The organism is Stenotrophomonas sp. AC248, assembly GCF_979258185.1.
In genome coordinates, this window is record NZ_OZ409840.1 from 2,876,211 (window position 1) to 2,896,972 (window position 20,762).

At 67.8% G+C, this 20,762-nt stretch carries 19 protein-coding genes; 8 read left to right on the forward strand and 11 right to left on the reverse strand.

All coding sequences use genetic code 11. The annotated features are described in order from the left end of the window. Positions 1–121: 121 nt before the first annotated feature. Both ACZ0AE_RS13135 and ACZ0AE_RS13140 read right to left on the reverse strand, forming a co-directional pair. Positions 122–1,132: an N-acetylornithine carbamoyltransferase gene (locus ACZ0AE_RS13135; protein ID WP_038687420.1), complete on the reverse strand. Its 1,011-nt coding sequence runs from the start codon at positions 1,130–1,132 to the stop codon at positions 122–124. 394 nt (positions 1,133–1,526) lie between these two features. Then, the gene (locus tag ACZ0AE_RS13140) at positions 1,527–2,090 is read right to left on the reverse strand and encodes a hypothetical protein (protein ID WP_038687418.1); all 564 of its coding nucleotides are present in this window, start codon (positions 2,088–2,090) and stop codon (positions 1,527–1,529) included. Between the two features lie 190 nt (positions 2,091–2,280). On the opposite strand from ACZ0AE_RS13140, the gene cysS reads away from it, so the two are divergent. The 3 genes from cysS (at position 2,281) to ACZ0AE_RS13155 (ending at position 5,469) form a co-directional block, all read left to right on the forward strand. Continuing rightward, positions 2,281–3,651 carry a cysteine--tRNA ligase gene (gene cysS / locus ACZ0AE_RS13145; protein ID WP_463601334.1) on the forward strand — a complete coding sequence of 457 codons (1,371 nt, stop codon included), beginning with the start codon at positions 2,281–2,283 and terminating at the stop codon, positions 3,649–3,651. Between the two features lie 121 nt (positions 3,652–3,772). Then, a complete protein-coding gene (locus ACZ0AE_RS13150) occupies positions 3,773–4,219 on the forward strand; it encodes a SufE family protein (protein ID WP_448134054.1) in 447 nt (148 codons plus the stop codon). Continuing rightward, entirely contained in the window at positions 4,216–5,469 is a 1,254-nt protein-coding gene (locus ACZ0AE_RS13155) for an MFS transporter (protein WP_038687413.1), read from the forward strand. Before ACZ0AE_RS13150 ends, ACZ0AE_RS13155 begins: the two co-directional genes overlap by 4 nt. 326 nt (positions 5,470–5,795) lie before the next feature. Here the strand turns inward: ACZ0AE_RS13155 and dksA are convergent, their stop codons facing one another. Then, positions 5,796–7,034 carry an RNA polymerase-binding protein DksA gene (gene dksA / locus ACZ0AE_RS13160; protein WP_463601335.1) on the reverse strand — a complete coding sequence of 413 codons (1,239 nt, stop codon included), beginning with the start codon at positions 7,032–7,034 and terminating at the stop codon, positions 5,796–5,798. A 271-nt stretch (positions 7,035–7,305) separates the two neighbouring features. Here dksA and yidD point away from each other — a divergent pair, with 271 nt between their 5' ends. From yidD to ACZ0AE_RS13175, 3 genes are read left to right on the forward strand one after another with little or no spacing between them, the layout of a single operon-like run. Further along, positions 7,306–7,563: a membrane protein insertion efficiency factor YidD gene (gene yidD, locus ACZ0AE_RS13165; protein ID WP_463601336.1), complete on the forward strand. Its 258-nt coding sequence runs from the start codon at positions 7,306–7,308 to the stop codon at positions 7,561–7,563. Between the two features lies 1 nt (position 7,564). After that, positions 7,565–8,911, forward strand: a complete 1,347-nt coding sequence (locus ACZ0AE_RS13170) for a dihydroorotase (RefSeq protein WP_137189955.1) — start codon at positions 7,565–7,567, stop codon at positions 8,909–8,911. Then, complete coding sequence (locus ACZ0AE_RS13175; protein WP_448134055.1) at positions 8,911–9,756, forward strand: M23 family metallopeptidase; 846 nt, start codon at positions 8,911–8,913, stop codon at positions 9,754–9,756. The genes ACZ0AE_RS13170 and ACZ0AE_RS13175 overlap by 1 nt, the downstream gene beginning before the upstream one ends. A 336-nt stretch (positions 9,757–10,092) precedes the next feature. Here ACZ0AE_RS13175 and ACZ0AE_RS13180 read toward each other — a convergent pair whose 3' ends face one another. The 5 genes from ACZ0AE_RS13180 to efp form a co-directional block, all read right to left on the reverse strand. Further along, positions 10,093–10,800, reverse strand: a complete 708-nt coding sequence (locus tag ACZ0AE_RS13180) for a squalene/phytoene synthase family protein (RefSeq protein WP_038687406.1) — start codon at positions 10,798–10,800, stop codon at positions 10,093–10,095. A 136-nt stretch (positions 10,801–10,936) separates the two neighbouring features. Further along, positions 10,937–11,626: a phosphoglycolate phosphatase gene (locus tag ACZ0AE_RS13185; protein ID WP_447594764.1), complete on the reverse strand. Its 690-nt coding sequence runs from the start codon at positions 11,624–11,626 to the stop codon at positions 10,937–10,939. Next, positions 11,610–12,341, reverse strand: coding sequence for a bifunctional 2-polyprenyl-6-hydroxyphenol methylase/3-demethylubiquinol 3-O-methyltransferase UbiG (gene ubiG / locus ACZ0AE_RS13190; RefSeq protein ID WP_038687402.1), 732 nt, complete (start codon positions 12,339–12,341; stop codon positions 11,610–11,612). Before ubiG ends, ACZ0AE_RS13185 begins: the two co-directional genes overlap by 17 nt. Before the next feature lie 16 nt (positions 12,342–12,357). Then, entirely contained in the window at positions 12,358–13,701 is a 1,344-nt protein-coding gene (locus ACZ0AE_RS13195; protein WP_038687400.1) for a TRZ/ATZ family hydrolase, read from the reverse strand. A 205-nt stretch (positions 13,702–13,906) separates the two neighbouring features. After that, on the reverse strand, positions 13,907–14,476 hold the full coding sequence (gene efp, locus ACZ0AE_RS13200) for an elongation factor P (RefSeq protein ID WP_038687396.1): 570 nt from the start codon (positions 14,474–14,476) through the stop codon (positions 13,907–13,909). Between the two features lie 100 nt (positions 14,477–14,576). On the opposite strand from efp, the gene epmB reads away from it, so the two are divergent. After that, positions 14,577–15,605 carry an EF-P beta-lysylation protein EpmB gene (gene epmB / locus ACZ0AE_RS13205; protein ID WP_463601337.1) on the forward strand — a complete coding sequence of 343 codons (1,029 nt, stop codon included), beginning with the start codon at positions 14,577–14,579 and terminating at the stop codon, positions 15,603–15,605. A 203-nt stretch (positions 15,606–15,808) separates the two neighbouring features. On the opposite strand, the gene ACZ0AE_RS13210 is transcribed toward epmB, so the two are convergent. The 3 genes from ACZ0AE_RS13210 to ACZ0AE_RS13220 all read right to left on the reverse strand — a co-directional run bounded on the left by ACZ0AE_RS13210 (position 15,809) and on the right by ACZ0AE_RS13220 (position 19,684). Further along, on the reverse strand, positions 15,809–17,935 hold the full coding sequence (locus tag ACZ0AE_RS13210) for a putative bifunctional diguanylate cyclase/phosphodiesterase (RefSeq protein WP_448134059.1): 2,127 nt from the start codon (positions 17,933–17,935) through the stop codon (positions 15,809–15,811). Then, a complete protein-coding gene (locus ACZ0AE_RS13215) occupies positions 17,932–18,855 on the reverse strand; it encodes a phosphate/phosphite/phosphonate ABC transporter substrate-binding protein (RefSeq protein WP_463601338.1) in 924 nt (307 codons plus the stop codon). The genes ACZ0AE_RS13210 and ACZ0AE_RS13215 overlap by 4 nt, the downstream gene beginning before the upstream one ends. Before the next feature lie 61 nt (positions 18,856–18,916). Further along, positions 18,917–19,684, reverse strand: a complete 768-nt coding sequence (locus ACZ0AE_RS13220; protein ID WP_038691999.1) for an RNA methyltransferase — start codon at positions 19,682–19,684, stop codon at positions 18,917–18,919. 122 nt (positions 19,685–19,806) lie between these two features. On the opposite strand from ACZ0AE_RS13220, the gene ACZ0AE_RS13225 reads away from it, so the two are divergent. Next, positions 19,807–20,634, forward strand: coding sequence for an inositol monophosphatase family protein (locus tag ACZ0AE_RS13225; RefSeq protein ID WP_038687391.1), 828 nt, complete (start codon positions 19,807–19,809; stop codon positions 20,632–20,634). Positions 20,635–20,762: the final 128 nt, after the last annotated feature.

Below are 20,762 nucleotides of genomic sequence, written 5' to 3' on the forward strand. Positions count from 1 at the left end.
GCTGAATCGTGCGGTACGCCGGTCGGCTGAAATCCTGCGCCGGTCGGCTGAAATCTTCGGTGCGCTGGCTGGGTAGAGCCGACCGTTGGTCGGCTGCAATGTTCGATACCCGTTGATGGCGTTACCGGCCGATCAACGCCGACATGATCGCCTTCTGCACATGCAGGCGGTTTTCAGCCTCGTTGATCGCGATGCACTGCGCCGAGTCCATCACGCCGTCGGTGGCCTTCACGTTGCGGCGCAGCGGCAGGCAGTGGCTGAACACGCCGTTGTTGGTCAGCGCCATCTTGGCTTCGTCCACGATGAAGTGCTGGTACTGGTCGCGGATCGGCTTTTCCGGTTCCCAGTTGCCGAAGAACGGCAGCGCGCCCCAGCTCTTGGCGTACACCACGTCGGCGCCGGCGTAGGCGCTGGCGATGTCGTGGCTGACCTGCAGCGACCCACCGCTCTCGGCCACGTTCTGCTCGGCCCAGCCCATGTAGCGCTCGTCCAGAATGTAATCCGGGGTCGGACACAGCAGGGTCACGTCCATGCCCATGCGGGTAGCGATGGTCAGCGCCGAGTTGGCCACCGCGGTGTTCAGCGGCTTGGGGTGGTAGGTCCAGGTCAGCACGTACTTCTTGCCGCGCAGGTCCTGGGTACCGAAATGCTCCTGCAGCGCCATCACGTGGGCCAGTTCCTGGCACGGGTGGGTGATGGTTTCCATGTTGATCACCGGCACCGGCGAGTACTTGGCGAAGCTCTTGAGCACGATGTCTTCGCGGTCCTTGGCCCAGTCGATGAACTTCGGGAAGGCACGCACCGCGATCAGGTCGCAGTAGCGGCCCAGCACCTTGGCCACTTCGGCGATGTGCTCCTCGGTGTCCCCGTCCATCACCGTGCCCAGGTTGAACTCGATCGGCCATGCGTCCTTGCCCGGCTGCAGCACGATGGCGTGCCCACCCAGCTGGAAGGCACCCAGCTCGAAGCTGGTGCGGGTGCGCATGGAGGGATTGAAGAACACCAGGGCAATCGACTTGCCCTTGAGCTCGTCGCCCAGCTTGTTGCGCTTGAACAGCGCGGCCTGGGTCAGCAGGGCATCCAGGTCGGTGCGGCTCCAATCCTGGGTGTTCAGGAAGTGCTTCAGGGACATCGATCGATCCTTTGCGGCTGGTTTTCCACCGTTTCCGGCGGAGGTTGGGGGCGCCGGGGCGCGTTCAGGGCTCAACAAAACGTATACAGATGAAACTTTTCAGATCGTAGAAACGAAAAAACCCAGCGCGGGGGCTGGGTTTTCCGAACAGACAGCACGAAGCTCCGGTTACCCAGCGAAAATGTGGGGTTCCGGTCGGCGGGCACGCGACGTCATGCCCGTAGCCATACGGGCGGCGCTGGTGTCGTGCTGGAAGTCGGTGAGTTTCATGGCCGCCCATCTTTGCATGCACCCCGGGTGGGTGCAAGGCCTGAATGTCAATTGTGCGCCACCGGCCGTGGCCGGGTACGCCCCTCACGGGGTGGGACACCCTTCACAGGGCCGGTAAATGGCCTCAGGGGTTGGCCGCGCTGCCCTGTTCGGCGCCGATCCACGGGGTGATCGAGACGCGGATCTTGAGCCGGTTGCCCGGATCTTCGGGCAAGCGCGAGCGGTACTTGGTGCCCTTGTAGACGTAATCCACGTCGTAGGCGATCGGCCTGCGGAACTCGCGGCCGACCGGGATGATCCGGCATTCCCGGGTCAACAGCGGGCCGTTGTTGGCCGCCGGTGCGGGCGCTTCGGCCACCGGCATCTCTTCCTCGGTGCCGTCTTCGCGGCGGAAGATCGAGCGCACCGAGTCCATGAAACGGCCGAACCGGCCCTTGTCTTCCTGCGGCTCTTCCCCGGTGACGTTGACCGGAGCCAGCGTGCGCGTGGAGACCGGCTCGCAATGTTCTTCGGTGCGGGTCGCGCGCAGCGTCTGGAACACCGGTTCGACGTTGAGCACCTGGGCGTAGTCGAACTTCACGTTCTCCACGATCACCACCCGGTTCCGGACCTCGCCGTCCTGGGCGCAGGCCACGGAGGCAGCGCCGCCAAGCAGGCAGGTCAGGGTCAACAACGAAGCGGATTTCATTGGCAACAGGGAAGTGGACAAGGTGGATAGTTTAGGCAGTGCCAGGCACAAGGGGCTGAACATTACCCTTCCGCGATGATTCTGCCCATAGCCCCCCTGCCCCGGGCCGGTTGCCGCGCGGCCCCGGCGCTGGGCGCCGATGTGATCTAAAATCGCGGGCTTGCCCCCTTTTGCCCCCACCACCGCCCCCATGACCCTGCGCCTGCACAACAACCTGACACGCCAGCTCGAACCGTTCACCCCGCTCGATCCGACCTGTCCGACCCTGTATGTGTGCGGCCCCACGGTCTACAACTATGTCCACATCGGCAACGCCCGCGGCCCGGTGGTCTTCGGGGTGCTGGCCGACCTGCTGCGGCGCCGCTTCGGTGGCCTGCGCTACGCCCGCAACATCACCGACGTGGACGACAAGATCAACACCGCCGCGCGTGAACAGGGCGTGCCGATCTCGACGATCACCGACCGCTTTGCCGCGGCCTACCGGGAGGACATGGCCGCGCTGGGCGTGGTGCCGCCGGACATCGAGCCGGAAGCCACTGCGCACATTCCGCAGATCGTCACCATGATCGAGCAGCTGATCACGGCCGGCCACGCCTACGCCGCCGAAGGCCACGTGCTGTTTTCGGTCGGTTCCTATGCCGGGTATGGCAAGTTGTCGCGCCGCGACCCGGACGAAATGCTGGCCGGTGCACGCGTGGACGTGGCCCCGTACAAGCGCGACCCGGGCGATTTCGTCCTGTGGAAGCCCTCCAGCGACGACCTGCCCGGCTGGGAATCGCCGTGGGGCCGGGGTCGTCCGGGCTGGCACATCGAATGCTCGGCGATGGCGGCCGCGCACCTGGGCCCGACCATCGATATCCATGCCGGTGGCGTGGACCTGCAGTTCCCGCACCACGAGAACGAGATCGCGCAGAGCGAGTGCGCCCACGGCGGCCAGACCTTCGCCCGGTTCTGGCTGCACAACGGCATGCTCAACTTTGGCGGTGCCAAGATGAGCAAGTCGATCGGCAACATCGAGCGCGTGCACGACCTGGTGCGCAAGCATGCGCCCGAGGCGCTGCGCTATGCGCTGCTGTCGGCGCACTACCGGCAGCCGCTGGACTGGTCCGACGCGCTGATCGAACAGTCCGCGCGCACGCTGGACCGGCTGTACGGCACCCTGCGCGACCTGGCCGCCGTCGAGGCCACTGCGGTCATCCCCGCGGAGATGGACGCGGCCCTGGACGACGACCTCAACACGCCGCAGGCCTTGGCCGAACTGGCCCGCATCGCTGGCGAAGCCCGCAAGGCCGTGCCGGCCGACCAGGCCCGCTGGAAGACCGCGCTGCTCGGGGCCGGCCTGGCACTGGGCCTGCTGCAGCAGGATCCGGCCACCTGGTTTGGCAACGCACCGGGCGACACCGATGACGATGCGCGCATCCAGGGCTTGATCGATGCCCGCACCGCCGCCAAGCAGGGCCGCGACTTCGCCCGCGCCGACGCCATCCGCGACCAGCTGGCCGCCGAAGGCATCGCGCTGGAAGACACCGCCCAGGGCGTGCGCTGGGTACGCAAGCGTTGATGCCCCGCCCGGCCGACCGCCGGGCGCTACCGCGACACAGATCCGGCCACGGACGGCCGGGTGTTCCCCCCGAACCACCACGGCCTGACCACGGAAGGCAGCTACCGGCCCGGAGTCCCCCATGACCGCTTCCCCGTTCCCGCTTGAACCCACCGCTGCCGAGGCACAGGCGGCCATCGCCGATGAATTCGCCTTCTTCAGCGACTGGTCCGAGCGCTACCAGTACCTGATCGATCTTGGCCGCAAGCTGCCCACCTTCCCCGACGCGTGGAAGACCGAAGAGCACCGCCTGCTCGGCTGCCAGTCGATGGTATGGATCGTGCCCGAGGGCAACGCGCAGCAGCTGCGCTTCCACGCCATCAGCGACTCGGCGATCGTCTCCGGGCTGATCTACCTCGCCCTGCGGGTGTATTCGGGCCGTTCGGCCGCCGAGATCCTGGCCACCGAACCGACCTACATCCAGGACATCGGCCTGTCCCGCCATCTGTCGCCCACCCGCAGCAACGGCGTTGCGGCAATGCTGGCCTTCATCCGCGAGACCGCGCAGTCGCAGCACGCCCAGTCGTGAGTACCGACGCCCCTGCCGAGCCCGCCGAAAGCGCGCTGACCCTGCTGGCCCGTCCCGGCTTCTCGCTGCTGCTGGCCTACCGCATCTGCGCGATGCTGTCCTACCAGATCGTGGCGGTCACGGTGGGCTGGCACATCTACGAAGTAACCCGCAATCCGTTCTCGCTGGGCCTGGTGGGGCTGGCCGAGGTGCTGCCGTTCTTCTGCGTGGCCCCGTTCGCCGGCTATCTGGTCGACCACCTGCCCCGCCGCCGGCTGGGCATGGTTGCCGCCAGCGGCCTGGTGCTGACCGCCGTGGTGCTCACCGCCGTAGCCCAGGGCTGGCTGCCGTTCCACGGGGTGTGGCCGATCTATGCGGCCATCGCCATGACCGGCATGGTCCGTGCGTTCCTGTCGCCGATCTACAACGCCCTGTTCGCCCGCGTGCTCGAGCGCCAGCAGTACGCGCGTGGTGCGGGCCTGGGCGCGGTGGTGTTCCAGGCCGGCATGGTGGCCGGCCCGGCGCTGGGCGGCCTGCTGGTGGCCTGGGGCGGCAAGGGGGTGGCCTATGGCGTGGCGGTGGCGGTGGCGTTGATCGCGGTCGGCTGCCTGGCCGTGCTGCGCGTCTCCGAACCGGTGCACACCGGCCCGGCCGCGCCGATCTTCAAGAGCATCGCCGAGGGCGGTCGCTTCGTGCTCGGCAACCGGATCATGGTCGGGGCGATGGCACTGGACATGTTTTCGGTGCTGCTCGGCGGTGTGGTGGCGATGCTGCCGGCGTTCCTGCATGAAATCCTGCACCACGGCCCGGAAGGCCTGGGCATCCTGCGCGCGGCCCCCGCGCTCGGGTCGGTCTGCGTGGGCCTGTGGCTGGCCCGCCGGCCGCTGCAGCGCAATGCCGGCCGCGTACTGCTGTTCGCGGTGGCCGGCTTCGGCCTGTGCGTGATCGGCTTCGGGCTGTCGCACAGCTTCTGGCTGTCGGCGCTGATCCTGTTGTTCTACGGGGCGTTCGACGGCGTGTCGGTGGTGGTCCGCTCGACCATCCTGCAGCTGGCCACGCCGGAGGAGATGCGCGGCCGCGTGTCGTCCATCAACGGCATCTTCATCAGTTCGTCCAACGAACTGGGCGCGTTCTATGCGGGCACCATGGCCAAGCTGTTGGGTCTGGCCCCGGCCGTGGTCTTGGGCGGTTTCGCCGTGCTCAGCGTGGCCGGCATCACCGCCTGGAAGAACCCGACGCTGCGCCGGTTGAACCTGCGGGATCTGCAGTAGGTACCGACCGTTGGTCGGTACGGCGTTGTCGCACCCCCGTGGCGACGGCAGCCGACCAACGGTCGGCTCTACCCCGGTGCGACCCGTGATGGGTTCCGACCCGCACATGCGACGCACCGTCAAGGCGCTGGCGGGTCACCCTCGGCAGGACCGTTGGCGCCATGGATGGCGCCAGACGAGCACCATGGAGGGGATCTGGCGTGTCCTGCCGAGGGTGACCCGCCAGCGCCCGCGAGATGGCAATCAGGCGCCGCGCGCCTCGCCACCGAACCACAAAAAAGCCCGGCCGAAGCCGGGCTTTTCACTATCCATCAACCACCAGAAAATCAGTCGCCCTGCTGCTTCTGCAGGTGCTCCCAACGTTCCTGGGCGTCGATCGTGCGCTCAGCGGTGAGACGCGCTTCCAGACGATCCAGGCCGATCTCTTCGCCGGTGTCCACGCAGTAGCCGTAGTCACCATCTTCCAGACGCTTCAGCGTGCTGTTGATCTTGCCGATCAGCTTGCGGTAACGATCGCGGGTACGCAGTTCCAGCGAGTTCTCGGTCTCGCGGGTGGCGCGTTCGGCTTCATCGCCGATGTCACGCACTTCTTCCTGCAGGTTGGCGATGGTCTGCTTGGATTCCTCCACCAGATCATTGCGCCAGTGCTGCAGACGCTGGCGGAAATACTCCAGCTGCAGCGGGCTCATGTATTCCTCTTCCGCACTCGGCTTGTAGCCGTCGGGCAGGATCGGACGACCGGTGGCTTCGTCAGTCTTGTATTCCACCACCTTGACCTTGGTGCGCGGTGCCGGGGCGGACGAGCGCGCTGCCACGGCAACGGCGACCTTGCCGACCGGACGCGACACGGGCTTGGGGGCGGACTCGGACTTGGCGGGGGTTTTTGCAGGCGATTTCGAAACGGGCACGGGATTCTTGTTTTGCGGGGCCTTGGAGGCGGGGGCGGCTGCTGCCGGCGCCGGCGCGGACGCCGGAGGGGTAGCAGGTTTGGCCGCGCTCTTGGCCGGGACAGACTTGGCCGGCGCCGGCGATGCCGGCTTCGGTGCGGACTTCACTACGGGTGCTGCAACCGGCTTGGCGGCCGGCTTGGTTGCCACGGGCTTGCTGGCGGTTTTACTTGCCTTCACCGGCTTGGCTGGCGGCTGTTTGACCGCCGCCTTCTTCACCGGTGCTGGCGTGGAGGCCGGCTTGACAGCTGCCGGCTTCACGGATTTTTTCGCGGCGGTCTTGGCCGGTGCGGCTTTCTTCACCGGCGCCTTGGCGACCGGCTTGACTGCCGCGGCCTTCTTGGCCACGACCTTCTTGGCCGGCGCGGCCTTCTTCACCGGCGCCTTGCTCACCACCGGCTTCTTGGCGACGGTTTTCTTCACCGCCTTGGCCGGGGTCTTGGCGACAGCTTTCTTTACGGGTGCCGTCCTGGCCGCCGGTTGTTTGGATGCGGGCTTGCCAGCCGGCTTGGCAGCCGGTTTCTTGGCAACGGACTTGGCCGCCAACTTCTTAACAACAGGCTTGGCGGTTTTCTTGGCGGCCTTGACGGCCTTCTTTGCAGTTTTTTTAGCAGCCACGAAACGCTCTTCCTTGGATTCCCCGGGGCCCGGGAAAGCGGGCCTTTATAGCCTACCCGACCAGCAGCAGCAACCACACCGCCTACTCCGTTCAGCCCCGGAGTCGCAAGGCGTGCGGCCGTTCCGCCCGGTGGGCGGACCGACCTGCGCCGATCGGTACCTGGCCCGGCCAACGGCCGGGGCGGCCCGCCACGCGCGTGGGCGCGGAGGGGACCAACGCCCCATCCTGCGACAAATGCGCCCTTCATGCCAACTGCCTTAAGATTGGCAGGTGATCTCACGCCTGCTCATTGCCCTGCTGCGCTTCTACAAGCACTTCATCAGCCCGCTGTTGGGGCCGCGCTGCCGCTTCATGCCCAGCTGTTCTGAATACGCCATGCAAGCCATCGCCACGCATGGGCCCGCGCGCGGCAGCTGGCTCGCCGCGCGCCGCCTGGGCCGCTGCCATCCCTTCCATCCCGGTGGCATCGACGAGGTGCCCCCGCGCGCCGCGCACGACGCTGCCTGCCGCTGCACAGGAAAACACTGAAATGTCCTCCACGCTCATCGTCAACGCCCGCCTGGTCAACGAAGGCACCATCCACCAGGGCGACCTGCGCATCGAAAACGGCCGCATCGCGCAGATCGGTGCCGGCCTGGAGGCCCGCCCGGGTGAGACCGTAGTCGATGCCGCCGGCCGCTGGCTGCTGCCGGGCATGATCGACGACCAGGTCCATTTCCGCGAACCGGGCCTGACCCACAAGGGCGACATCGCCACCGAGTCGGCCGCGGCCGTGGCCGGCGGGCTGACCAGCTTCATGGACATGCCCAACACCAACCCGCCCACGCTCAACGCCGAGATCCTGCAGGCCAAATACGACGCCGCCGCCGGTCGCGCGCGCGCCAACTACGGCTTCTACATGGGCGCCAGCAACGACAACCTGGCCCACATCCAGTCGCTGGACCCCAAGACCGCGCCGGGCATCAAGGTGTTCATGGGCGCCTCCACCGGCAACATGCTGGTGGACAACCCGGAAACCCTCGACGCCATCTTCCGCGACGCGCCGACGCCGATCATCACGCATTGCGAAGACACCCCGATGATCGACGCCAAGGCCAAGGAGTACGCCGAGAAGTACGGCGATGCGCTGAGCGCCGAGCAGCACCCGGACATCCGCTCGCGCGAGGCCTGCCTGAAGTCCTCCGAGCTGGCCGTGTCGCTGGCCAAAAAGCATGGCACCCGCCTGCACGTGCTGCACATCTCCACCGCCGACGAGCTCAAGCTGTTCGAACGCGGCCCGCTGATCCGCGCCGATGGCAGCCGCAAGCAGATCACCGCCGAAACCTGCATCCATTTCCTGCGCTTTGACCGCAGCGATTACGCGCGGCTGGGCAACCTGATCAAGTGCAACCCGGCGATCAAGGAAGCCAGCGACCGCGAAGCGCTGACCCGCGCCGTGGCCGAGGACGTGATCGACGTGCTGGCCACCGACCACGCCCCGCACACCTGGGAAGAAAAGCAGAAGCCCTACCCGCAGGCGCCGTCGGGCCTGCCACTGGTGCAGTACGCACTGGTGGCCGCGCTGGAGCTGGTGCACGAAGGCAAGCTGGAGATCACCCAGGTGGTGCAGAAGTTCGCCCATGCGCCGGCGCAGCTGTTCGACGTGAGCCAGCGCGGCTACCTGCGCGAAGGCTATTTCGCCGACCTGGTGCTGGTGGAGGACGTGCCGTTCACGGTGAAGCGTGAGGACGTGCTGTCCAAGTGCGGCTGGTCGCCGTTCGAGGGCATGACCTTCCGTTCGCGCATCGCCTCGACCTGGGTCAACGGCGAGCTGGCGTGGGACGGCGAGAAGCTGGTGGGCGCGCCGAACGGCCAGCGCATGAGCTTCGACCGCTGATGCGGGCATCGATGCTGGGCCTGGCCCTGCTGGCGGCGGGTGGCGCGGGCGTGGCCGCCCTGCTGCCTGCGCCGGCCCAGGCACAGGCCGACACGCGCGTGGTGTTTCCGGCCAGCGCGTCGCAGGGCGCCATGGTGATCGGCAAGGTGCCGGCGGGCAGCGTGGTGCAGTACGCCGGCCGCACGTTGCGGGTGAGCGGCTATGGCAGCGTGGTGTTCGGCATCGGCCGCGATGAGAAGGGACCGCTGCAGCTCCAGGTGCAGCGCCCCGACGGCGGCAGTGACACGGTGAGCATCGCGGTGACCCCGCGCGACTGGCCGACCGAACGCGTCAACGGCGTGCCGCCCAAGACAGTCAACCCGCCCCCGGCGATTGCCGAACGGATCAAGCGCGAGCAGGCCCAGGTGACGGCGGCGCGTGCGCGCGACGACGACCGTGCCGACTTCGCCAAGCCCTTCATCTGGCCGGTGCAGGGGCGCATCAGCGGACGCTTTGGCAATGCCCGGGTGTACAACGGCCAGCCCGGCGCAGGCCATTCGGGCATGGACATCGCCGTGCCCACCGGCACACCGGTCAAGGCCCCCGCGGCCGGCGTGGTGACCTTCGCCGGCCCGGACCTGTACCTCACCGGCGGCACCTTGCTGCTGGACCACGGCTTCGGCATCAGCTCGAACTTCCTGCACCTGTCGCGCATCGACGTGAAGGTGGGCGATCGCGTCGAGCAGGGCCAGGTGATTGCCGCGGTTGGGGCCACCGGCCGTGCCACCGGCCCGCACCTGCACTGGGGCATGAACTGGTTCGACACCCGCATCGACCCACTGCTGGTGCTCGACCGCAGCAAATAACCGGTAGGCATCGACCGTTGGTCGATGCATGGTAGTGCCGGCCGCTGGCCGGCTCCCCGCCATCCATCCATCGCGCGAAGAGCAGCCGGGCAGAGCCCGGCGCTACGGGTGCTGCGATCCGCCGTGCCGACCAACGGTCGGCACCTACCCGGCGTGATCGGTCCGCCCCGCACGCCGCAACGATGGCCCGTAACCGGTAGGCATCGACCGTTGGTCGATGCACGCCCGCAACCGGTAGTGCCGGCCGCTGGCCGGCTCCCCCACCATCCATGCATCGCGCGAAGAGCAGCCGGGCAGAGCCCGGCGCTACGGGTGTTGCAGCGGCGTGGCGCCCGATCAGCCCCGGCCGGCCCACCACGTGCGCAGCAGCGTGCGCATCGGCGTGACCTTCAGTTCGCGACCCTGGGCACTGGCCTGCAGCCGCGTGCGCGCCAGCGAGGCGTACATGCGCCGTGCGCGCGGGCCCGACACGCGGGCCGGCCACCGTGCCAGCAGCTGCTGTGCCCAGCGCTGCGCGGCATCGCCTTCGCCGGCGGCCAGCAGCGAACGCGGCACGGCCGCCACACCGGCTGCATTCAGCCGCTGGGCCAGGGTCTGCACCAACACCGGGGTGGCCACATCACCGCGCGCGGGCGTATCGAACATCACCGCTTCCACCGCGGCCACCGCGGCCGCATACGGCTGCAACGCCTTGAATGCCTGCGCCGGCTCCAGTGCGGCCGCACGGGCTTCGATCAGGTCCGGCAGCGCATCGGCCAATGCGGTCCACGGCGCACGCACCGGCTCCAGCAGGCGGCCCAGCGGGTGGCGCGAGCGCTGCCCGGCCCAGCTGCGCAGCTCCTCGCCCCACCACGCCAGCTTGGCATCGGCCGGCATCGGGTCGCCACTGGTATTGAGAATGTCGTCGAACTCCTGCAGCAGCGTGAACCACGCCACCACCAGGGTGCGCTGCGCCTCGGGGACGAACGGTTCGGCCACCGACCATTCCGGCCAGCGGGTGCGCCACTTGTCCAGGAAACTGTCGAGGGCGCTGGAAGTTGTCACGGGGGAAATCCTTGCAAAGGGGCGGTGCCCACCAACGGTGGATACCTACCGGGGGTGCGCAGCGGCTCAACGCCGGTGCGTGCCTGGGTTGTGGTGTGTACCCACCAACGGTGGGTACCTACCAGATCGCTACGGGTCAGCCGCGTGCGGGCGGCCAGGCGTCGGCGCGCTGCAGCTGCGCGGGGTGCTCGATCATGCGTTCGGCACCCCAGGCCAGCGGGTCGTCGGCGTCCAGCCGGTAGCCCCAGAGGGCAGCGACCGAGGCCATGCCCGCCGCGTTGGCGGCCACGATGTCGCGTTCGTCATCGCCCACGTAGATGCAGGTACCCGGCGCGATGTTCATGCGCTCGGCCGCGACCAGCAGCGGCAGCGGGTGCGGCTTGCGCTGGGCCAGGGTGTCGCCACCGATCAGTACCTTGCAGCGCGCGTCCCAGCCCAGCTGCGGCACGATCAGACGCGCCAGGTACTCGGGCTTGTTGGTGACGATGCCCCAGGCGCAGCCCGCGGCATCCAGTGCATCGAGCATGCCGGCCACGCCGTCGAACAGCACCGCGTGCTGGCCGATCAGCGCTTCATAACGCTGCAGGAACTCGGGCACCAGCGCGTCGCGCTCGACCTGGCCAAGCTCGGGAAACGCCACCGACACCATCGCGCGCGACCCTTTGGACACCACCGGACGCAAGGCGTCCAGGCGGATCGGGGCGCGGTCGCGTGCGGCCAGCATCGCGTTGGCGGTGGCCAGCATGTCCGGCGCGCTGTCCAGCAGCGTGCCGTCCAGGTCGAACAGAACCGCGTGCGGAAAACCGGACTCAGACACCGGCGGCATCGTCCGGCTTGACCGCATGGGCCAGATAGTTGATGTCGGTGCGGGTGCTCAGCCGCGCGCGGTTGCGCCACGGCTCGTAGGCCATGCCGCTGACGTCGCGCAGGCTCAGGTCGGCCTCGCGCAGCCACTTGCCCAGCTCGGCCGGCTTGATGAAGTCCTGGTAGTGGTGCGTGCCCTTGGGCAGTAGCCGCGCCACGTACTCGGCACCGACGATGGCCACCGCGAAGGCGGCCGGGGTACGGTTGACCGTGGACAGGAACAGCTGGCCGCCCGGCTTGAGCAGGCGGTGGCAGGCGGCAATGATCGCGCCCGGGTCCGGCACGTGCTCCAGCATTTCCATGCAGGTGACCACGTCGAAGCTGCCCGGCTGTTCGGCGGCCAGGTCCTCGGCGGCCTGCACGCGGTAGTCCACCGTCACGCCCGACTCCAGGCTGTGCAGGCGCGCCACCTTGACCAGTTCCGGGGCCAGGTCGATCGCGGTGACGTCAGCGCCCTCCTTGGCCAGTGCTTCGCTGAGCAGGCCACCACCGCAGCCGATATCCAGCACGCGGGCGCCGCGCAGCGGCACGCGCTGGGCGACGTACTGCAGGCGGACCGGGTTCAGTGCATGCAGCGGCTTCTGCGGGCCGTCGACGTCCCACCAGCGGTTGGCGAGGGCGGCGAACTTGTCCAGTTCGGCCTGGTCGAAATTGGTGGAAGCGTGGGGGGTGTTCATGGGGATCCTTGGTGCATCAAGCACGGATGTGTCGGATGCGCTCGCGCCACTGGCGCGCGTTGGCGACGATCGCCGCGGTGTCCATGCCGACCAGTTCGCGCTGCACCAGCTTGGGCTGGCCGGCGATCCAGACATCGCTGACCTGGTGGCGGCCGGCGGCGTAGACAAGCTGCGAGAGCACATGGTGCAGCGGCTGGGTTTCAAGCGCGGACAGGTCCACGCAGACCAGGTCGGCCTGCTTGCCCACTTCGATCGAGCCGATGCGGTCGCCAAAGCCCAGCGCGCGCGCGCCGCCCAGGGTGGCCGCGCGCAGCGTGGTGGCCGCGTCCAGCGCGGTGGCATCGTTGGCCACGGCCTTGGCCAGGATCGCCGCGGTGCGGTTCTCGCTGAACATGTCCAGGTCGTTGTTGCTGGCGCAGCCGTCGGTACCGATGGCCAGGTTCACGCCAGCACGCTGCAGCGCGCACGCCGGGCAGAAACCGGAGGCCAGCTTGAGGTTGGATTCGGGGCAATGCACCACGCTCACGCCGCGCTCGGCGCACAGGTGGATTTCCGCTTCGGTCAGCTGGGTCATGTGCACCGCGATCAGGCGGTCGTTGACCAGACCCAGGCGGTCCAGCCGCGCCAGCGGGCGCTGGCCGTGCAGCTTGATCGAATCGGTGATTTCCTGCGCGGTTTCATGCGTGTGCAGGTGCACCTGCATGTCCAGCTGGTCGGACAGCATGCGCACGCGTTCGAAATTGGCGTCGTTGACGGTGTACGGCGCGTGCGGCGCGAACGAGGTGCCGATCAGCGGGTCGTTGCGCCACTGGTCGTGCAGCTCGCCCGCCTTGGCGAAGTATTCGTCGTCGGTCTTGGCCCAGGCGGTCGGGAAATCGATGATCACCGCGCCAACCAGGGCACGGAAGCCGTGCTGCTTGTAGACGGCGGCCTGGACGTCGGAGAAGAAGTAGTTTTCGTTGGCGCAGGTGGTACCGCCGCGCAGCATCTCGGCGATCGCCAGGGTGGTGCCGTCGGCCACGAATTCCGGGCCGATCACCGCCGCTTCCACCGGCCAGATGTGCTGCTGCAGCCAGACCATCAGCGGCAGGTCGTCGGCGACGCCCCGCAGCAGGGTCATCGGGTTATGGGTGTGTGCGTTGACCAGGCCCGGCATCAGGGCCGCGTCGGGGCGGGATACGGTCTGCTTGGGGGCAAAGCGCTCTCGCGCTTCGGCGCGCGGCAGGATCGCGATGATCTCGCTGCCGCGTACAGCCACGGCATGGTCTTCCAGCACCACCGCATGCGGTTCGATCGGGACCACGTAGCCGGCTTCGATCAGCAGGTCACAGGTTTCGGGAATGCGTGCGGTGTCGGTCATGCGGGCTCACTTGTCTGGGCGGACGACCCGAGGGTGTGGGCGACCGGGACGCTCTGGAACGGGACGCTTTTGACGTAGAGCCGACCGTTGGTCGGCTGCGCGTGACATCGGCAGCCGACCAACGGTCGGCTCTACCGTCATCCGGCCTTGGCCGACAACAGCAGCCGACCAACGGTCGGCTCTACGGTAATCCGGCTTCGCCGGATTACTTGCCTGCGCGTGCGGAGTATTCGCCCGAGCGGGTGTCGACCTTGATGATTTCATCCTGGTTGACGAACAGCGGCACGCGGACCACGGCGCCGGTTTCCAGGGTGGCCGGCTTGCCGCCGCCGCCGGAGGTGTCGCCACGGACGCCCGGGTCGGTTTCGGTGATCTTCAGCTCGACGAAGTTCGGCGGCTGGACGAAGATCGGCTCGCCGTTCCACAGGGTGACGATGCAGGACTCTTCGCCCTTCAGCCACTTCTCGGCGCCGCCCATGCCGGACTTGACGGCCTGGACCTGCTCGAAGGATTCCGGGTCCATGAAGTGCCAGTACTCGCCGTCGCTGTACATGAAGTCCATGTTGGTGTCGACGACGTCGGCCTTTTCCACGTCATCGGTGGCCTTCATGGTCATTTCGACCACGCGACCGGACTTGATGAAGCGGTACTTCATGCGGGTGAAGGCCTGGCCCTTGCCCGGCTTGACGTATTCGGTCTCGGTGATGACCGCCGGTTCATTGTTGACCAGGATCTTCATCCCGTTCTTGACATCGTTCATGCCCACAGTGGCCATGCTGAAACTCCTGAATGGGCAAACGCCGCGCAGGCGCGGCGAGCCGGATAGAATGGAAAACCCACCGGCACCGGTGGGGTGACTCGTTTTTCTGACCGACATGATAACCGCAGGCCCCCATTCCATGCAGCTTTCCGCCACGCCCCTGCCCACCCCCGTGCGCTGGCAACAGCTGTGGCGCCAGGCGGTACGCGACCCGCGGGTGCTGCTGCAGCAGCTGGGCCTGGACCCGGATGCCCTGCCCGTCTCGGCCGAGGCCGCCCGCCAGTTCGCGGTGCGCGTGCCGCAGGGCTTCATCGCCCGCATGCGCCACGGCGACCGCCACGACCCGTTGCTGCGCCAGGTGCTGCCGATCACTGATGAAATGCAGGTGGTGCCCGGCTTCAGCCTGGATGCGGTCGGCGATGGGCTGGCCAAGAAGGCCACCGGGGTCATCCAGAAGTACCGCGGCCGCGCCCTGCTGGTCACCACCGGCAGCTGCGCGATCAACTGCCGCTACTGCTTCCGCCGCCACTTCGACTACGGTACCGAGAACGCGGCCAAGGAAGGCTGGCGCGAGGCGGTGGACGCCATCGCCCAGGACCCGGACATCGACGAGGTGATCCTGTCCGGCGGCGACCCACTGTCCCTGGCCACCCACAAGCTGGTCGAGCTGACCGATGCGCTCCGCCAGATCCCGCATCTGCGCCGCCTGCGCATCCACAGCCGCCTGCCCGTGGTGCTGCCCGAGCGCGTGGACGAGGACCTGGTGCAATGGATGGCCAGCCTGCCCTGGCCGTTGGCGTTCGTGATCCATGCCAACCATGCCAACGAATTCGATGCCACCGTGGATGCGGCGATGGCCCGCCTGCGCGGCGCCGGCGCCACCCTGCTCAACCAGGCGGTACTGCTGCGCGGGGTCAACGACTCGCTGCAGGCCCTGCAGGACCTGAGCGAGCGCAGCTTCGCCGCCGGCGTGCTGCCTTATTACCTGTACCAGGTGGACCGGGTGGAAGGCGTGGCCCACTTCGAGGTCAGTGACGAGACGGCCAAGGCATTGCACGCGCAGCTGACGACGCGGCTGTCGGGCTACCTGGTGCCCAAGCTGGTCCGCGAGATTTCCGGCGACGGCAGCAAGCGCCCGGTGTGAGGCTAGCGACCACCAAGGGTGGTCGCCTACCGGCGGGGATGCGCTGCGACCACCAACGGTGGCCACCTACCGGCGTCGGCGACAGCGCGTAGCGCCGGGCTCTGCCCGGCTGAACCGCCAACGCACGTAGAGCCGGGCTCTGCCCGGCTGATCCGCCAATGTAAATCCAGCCGGGCAGAGCCCGGCGCTACGGGGCTTGCGCCCTACACCCCGGACTCGATCAATTCCACCACGTCGGTGGCGCTGACCGGGTGGCTCAGCCAGTAGCCCTGGCCCAGGTCGCAGCCGCGCTGGCAGAGCAGGTCGAACTGCACTTCCTGCTCGATACCTTCGGCCACCACGGTGATCCCCAAGGCATGGGCCATGGCGATGATCGCCGTAGTCAGGGCCAGATCGTCCGGGTCGCGCTGCATGTCGGCCACGAAGCTCTTGTCAATCTTGACCCCGTCCACCGGCACCTGGCGCAGGTGGCTCAGGCCGGAGAAGCCCGTGCCGAAGTCATCCAGCCACACCTTCACCCCGGTCCGGTGCAGCTTGTCCAGCAGGGCAGCGGCCAGCATTTCATCGCCGATCACCGCCGTTTCGGTCAGCTCCAGGTGCAGGCGCGAGGCCGGCAGGCCGGTGTCGCGCAGGCAGTCGGCCACCAGGTTGGGCAGCTCGCCGCCACGCAGCTGGCGCGGCGATACGTTGACCGAGACGAACAGGCCGTCCCCGTCCACGCCGTGCGGCCACTGCACCGCTTCCATGCAGGCCGCGCGCAGCACCTTCGGGCCGATCACCTCGATCAGGCCACTCTGCTCGGCCACTTCGATGAACACCGACGGCGGGATCGTGCCCAGCGTGGGGTGTTGCCAGCGCAGCAGCACTTCCACCCCGACCATGCGCCGGTCGCGGGTGCGGAAGATCGGTTGGTAGACCAGGCGCAGTTCGCCGCGCTCCCAGGCACCGCGCAGCTCCTGCTCCATATGCACGCGGCGCTCCACTGCGTGGTCCATGGCCCGGCTGTAATAGCGGTAGCAGTTCTTGCCGGCCACCTTGGCCTGGTACATCGCGATGTCGCCATTCTTCAACAGCGTGGTCGCATCGGCCGCATCATCGGGGAAAAGGGTCACGCCGATGGAGGTGCCCAGGAACAGTTCCCGGCCCTGCACGAACAGCGGCTTGCCCAGCTCGCGGACCAGGATCTCGGCCAGTTGGCGGGCATGCGCGGCCACATCGCCGTCACCGAGCAGGATCACGAATTCATCGCCGCCAAAGCGGGCCAGCAGGGCCTCGTCGCCCCCGGCCTGCGCCACGGCGGTGCTGATGCGCTGGGCGAACTGCAGCAGCGCTTCATCGCCGGCCTCATGGCCCAGGGTGTCGTTGACGCGCTTGAAGTCATCCATGTCGGCAAACAGCAGCGCCAGCCGATGGTTGGAGGCACGCGCGGCCATCAGCCGGTGGTCCAGCGCCTCACGGAAGGCCAGGCGGTTGGTCAGCCCGGTCAGCGCATCGGTGTAGGCCATGTGCCGCACTTCGCGGTCGTGGCGGGCGATCGATTCGCTCATCCGGCCGAACGCACGCACCAGTTCGCCCACCTCGTCCTTGCGCGGGCTTTCATGCAGCGTCAGCTGGTAGTCGCCCGCCTCGATCTGGCGCGCGGCCCCGGCCAGCCAGCGGATCGGGGCCACCAGGGTGCGCTGCACGTAGATGATCATGCCCGCGCCGATGCCGACCAGCAGCCCGAGCATCAGCAACAGCCAGCCGAGGTGGCGCTTGCCCACCTGCTGCAGGCGCTCGCCCAGGGTCTGGTTGGCGCGCTGCTCCATCGCCTGCACGTCATCCAGCGCCATGCCCACCCGGACCCCGCCGATGCGCTGGTTGCCGATCATGATCGGCATCGCGTTGTCGAGCACCTTGGGCGACTGCTGCACCACCAGCGCCCGCGCGGCGACGGCACCGGAGGCCAGCGGGTCGCTCATCGGCCGGCCGAAGTCGATCACCTCGGCCGAGCCGTCGTGGATCAGCTTGCCGTCCTCGTCGAACACCAGCACGTAGCGCACCACCTGCTGCCGCGAGGTGTTGCGCACCAGCGCGCCCACCTGCTCCAGGTCGTTGTAGTACAGCGGGTTGGCCAACGCGTCGGACAGCTCGCGCGCCAGCGCTTCACCGCGGCTGCGCACGCTGCGGTCGAACAGGTCATGGATGACGTTGCCACTGAGGTGCTGCACCTCATCCTGCATCGTCGCCTGGCGCCCAAGCACCACCGCGACGATGGCGATCACCACCAGCATCGCACCGCTCATCGCGAGCACGAACCGTGCCTGCATTCCGGAACCCAACAGCCTCATTCCACTTCCATCCGCACGCGAGCCAAGCCTTGTTTCAATTCATCCAACCGGTGCTGCATCTGCGCATCCACCCGGTGGAACCCGGAGGTACCAAAAAACGTGTGCAGCGCATCCTGCGCCTTGGGATCCGATGCCGCCTCCAGCAGCACCGCCTGCAACCGGTCGCGCACCCGTTCATCCAGCCCGGCGCGCACCATTTCCACCGCGCGCGGGTACGGCTCGGTACGATGGATGACACGGAAATCACGCAGGAAAGTGGCCGGAATGCGATGTCCGTCGGTCCAGTCCACACTGCTGACCGCCCCGGCGTCCACCACACCCTTGTGCACCAGGGTGGCGATATTGCCCTCCGAGCGTGCAAACACATAGCCCACCGTATCGGGGGCGGCCGCATCGCGCGCCGACAGCAGGATCTCCGGGGTCAGGCCCTGCTGCAACAGGGTCATCACCGGCACCAGGTAGGCACTGGTGGAGGCGACGTTCTGCAACGCCAGGGTGTGCCCCTTGAGGTCGGCCAGCGTCGCAATGGTGCTGTCCCGGCGCACGAAGAACACGGTGTGGTACTCACGCACGCCGCTGCGCTCGGTCAGCAGCAGGGGCTGGGCGCCACTGCGCAGGCCCAGCGCCACCGCGGTGCCGGAGGTTTCAGTGACCCAGTCCACCCGGCCACGGCGCAGGTAGCTGGCCATCTGCTGGGCGTCGGGTGCCATCAGGATGCGGCCTTCGGTAATGCCGACGTCGCGCATGCGCGGAACCACGTAATCGAGCAGGGGTTGCAGTTGCGCATAGTGTGACTTGGGGTTGTCGCTGATCCGGCCCAGCACCAGCACGTTGTCCGGTGCCGCTGACGCAGGTCCGGCCATCAGCACGATAGCCAGACACAGCAGACCTCCCTGCAGCAGCCATCGCAGACCCGGCACTCCCATCACTCCCCCCAAGGAATCCGAACAGCCTACCCGAAAAAGTGAGAACTGCGTCAGCTCATTCGGGCTTGGCGTTGGCCAACCGTGCCATCCGCTGGGCGTCGGACAGGATGCCGCGCAACAGGCGCACTTCCTGTTCGCTCAGTCCGGTGCGCAGGAACAGGCGGCGCAGTTTGCGCATGGCCGATTCCGGGGCGCGGCCCTTGTGGAAGTCGATGTCGTCCAGGGCCTGGCCGAGCTGGGTGAACATGCCTTCCACCTGCGCATGGCTGGCCGGCTGCTCGCGGAACTCGGGGTCGGCCGGGGCGGCGCCGTCGATGCCGCCGAGCACGGCCATGCGCGTTTCATAGGCCAGCACCTGCACGGCGGCGGCCAGGTTCAACGAACTGAAGTCGGGGTTGGACGGGATATGCACGGCCAGGTGGCACAGCTGCAGTTCCTCGTTGGTCAGGCCGGTGCGCTCGCGGCCAAACACGAAGGCCACTTCAGCCGGTTCGGCGGCCTTGGCCAGGGCGCGCTGGGCAGCGACGGCCGGCAGCAGTTCCTCCAGCTGGACCCGGCGGGCGCGTGCGGTGCAGCCCAGGACCAGGGTGCAGTCGGCCACGGCCTCGGCCAGGGTGGCCACGACCGGTGCATCGCCCAGCACGTCCTCGGCGCCGGCCGAGCGCCGGAACGCTTCATCGTCCAGCGGCTTTTCCGGTGCCACCAGGACCAGCCGGGACAGGCCCATGGTCTTCATGGCGCGCGCCGCAGCGCCCATGTTGCCGGGGTGCTGGGTGCCGACCAGGACGAATCGGATACGGGTAGGAGCGGTTTCAACGGACATGAACAGGCCAAACGCGAGCAGGACAGCCACAGATGGTAAACTGTGCGACCGGCCTCTGCGCCGGGACCGCTCTTTTCCCCCGCCAGTACCCCCCCACTCTGCCTTTCCGGGAGCTTTTCGCCATGCAGAAACCCGCCGTCACCGTCATGGTCAAGGCCGCCCGCCTCGCCGGCAACGTCCTGTTGCGCAACATCAACAAGCTGGAGGCGTTGAACGTCGTGCAGAAGGGGCGCATGGACTATGCCAGTGAAGTCGATGCAGATGCGGAAAAGGTCATCGTCAAGGAACTCAAGCGCGCCTATCCCGAGTACGGGATCATGGGCGAAGAAGGTGGTGTGCAGGGTGTGAACCGGTACATGTGGGTGATCGACCCGCTGGACGGCACCAGCAACTACCTGCGCGGCTTCCCGCACTACTGTGTGTCCATCGCGCTGGTCGAGAATGGCGAGCCGATCGATGCGGTGATCTTCGATCCGCTCCGCAATGAGCTGTTCACTGCCAGCCGCGGCGCTGGTGCGGTGCTGAACGACCGTCGCATCCGCGTGGCCGACCGCAAGGACATGGGCGGCGCGATGATCCATACCGGTTTCGCCCCGCGTGAGCGCCAGCGCGCCAGTTCGCAGCTGAAGGCCGTGGATGCGCTGCTGGTGCACGCCGAAGACGTGCGCCGCACCGGTTCGGCCGCGCTGGATCTGGCCTACGTGGCCTGCGGCCGCGCCGACGCCTACTTCGAGGCCGGCCTGAAGGCCTGGGACATCGCCGCCGGCGTGCTGCTGGTGCGCGAGGCCGGTGGCCGGGTCTGTGACTACAAGGGCGCCACCCCGGCCCGCATGGACAGCCGCGGCCCGGAGACCCAGCAGATCGTGGCTGGCAACGTGAAGAACACCGATGTGCTGCAGAAGGTGCTGGTCAACACCGGCTACGCAGCCGAGTTCGACGCCAAGTTCTGATCGGCCACCGCGCTGAAACCGAAGAACGGCGCCCTTGGGCGCCGTTTTTTGTGCCGGTGCGTCCGGCTTTCCACCGCGGCCCGGGTAGACGGGAGGCCGCAACGCAACGCCACGCGCGCTACACTTTT

Excerpts from the sequence above, each read along its gene's own strand:
- ACZ0AE_RS13135 (WP_038687420.1), bottom strand. The coding sequence starts at position 1,132 with ATGTCCCTGAAGCACTTCCTGAACACCCAGGATTGGAGCCGCACCGAC.
- ACZ0AE_RS13140 (WP_038687418.1), bottom strand. The coding sequence starts at position 2,090 with ATGAAATCCGCTTCGTTGTTGACCCTGACCTGCCTGCTTGGCGGCGCT.
- cysS (WP_463601334.1), top strand. The coding sequence starts at position 2,281 with ATGACCCTGCGCCTGCACAACAACCTGACACGCCAGCTCGAACCGTTC.
- ACZ0AE_RS13150 (WP_448134054.1), top strand. The coding sequence starts at position 3,773 with ATGACCGCTTCCCCGTTCCCGCTTGAACCCACCGCTGCCGAGGCACAG.
- ACZ0AE_RS13170 (WP_137189955.1), top strand. The coding sequence starts at position 7,565 with ATGTCCTCCACGCTCATCGTCAACGCCCGCCTGGTCAACGAAGGCACC.
- ACZ0AE_RS13175 (WP_448134055.1), top strand. The coding sequence starts at position 8,911 with ATGCGGGCATCGATGCTGGGCCTGGCCCTGCTGGCGGCGGGTGGCGCG.
- ACZ0AE_RS13185 (WP_447594764.1), bottom strand. The coding sequence starts at position 11,626 with ATGCCGCCGGTGTCTGAGTCCGGTTTTCCGCACGCGGTTCTGTTCGAC.
- ubiG (WP_038687402.1), bottom strand. The coding sequence starts at position 12,341 with ATGAACACCCCCCACGCTTCCACCAATTTCGACCAGGCCGAACTGGAC.
- ACZ0AE_RS13195 (WP_038687400.1), bottom strand. The coding sequence starts at position 13,701 with ATGACCGACACCGCACGCATTCCCGAAACCTGTGACCTGCTGATCGAA.
- efp (WP_038687396.1), bottom strand. The coding sequence starts at position 14,476 with ATGGCCACTGTGGGCATGAACGATGTCAAGAACGGGATGAAGATCCTG.
- epmB (WP_463601337.1), top strand. The coding sequence starts at position 14,577 with ATGATAACCGCAGGCCCCCATTCCATGCAGCTTTCCGCCACGCCCCTG.
- ACZ0AE_RS13210 (WP_448134059.1), bottom strand. The coding sequence starts at position 17,935 with ATGAGGCTGTTGGGTTCCGGAATGCAGGCACGGTTCGTGCTCGCGATG.
- ACZ0AE_RS13220 (WP_038691999.1), bottom strand. The coding sequence starts at position 19,684 with ATGTCCGTTGAAACCGCTCCTACCCGTATCCGATTCGTCCTGGTCGGC.
- ACZ0AE_RS13225 (WP_038687391.1), top strand. The coding sequence starts at position 19,807 with ATGCAGAAACCCGCCGTCACCGTCATGGTCAAGGCCGCCCGCCTCGCC.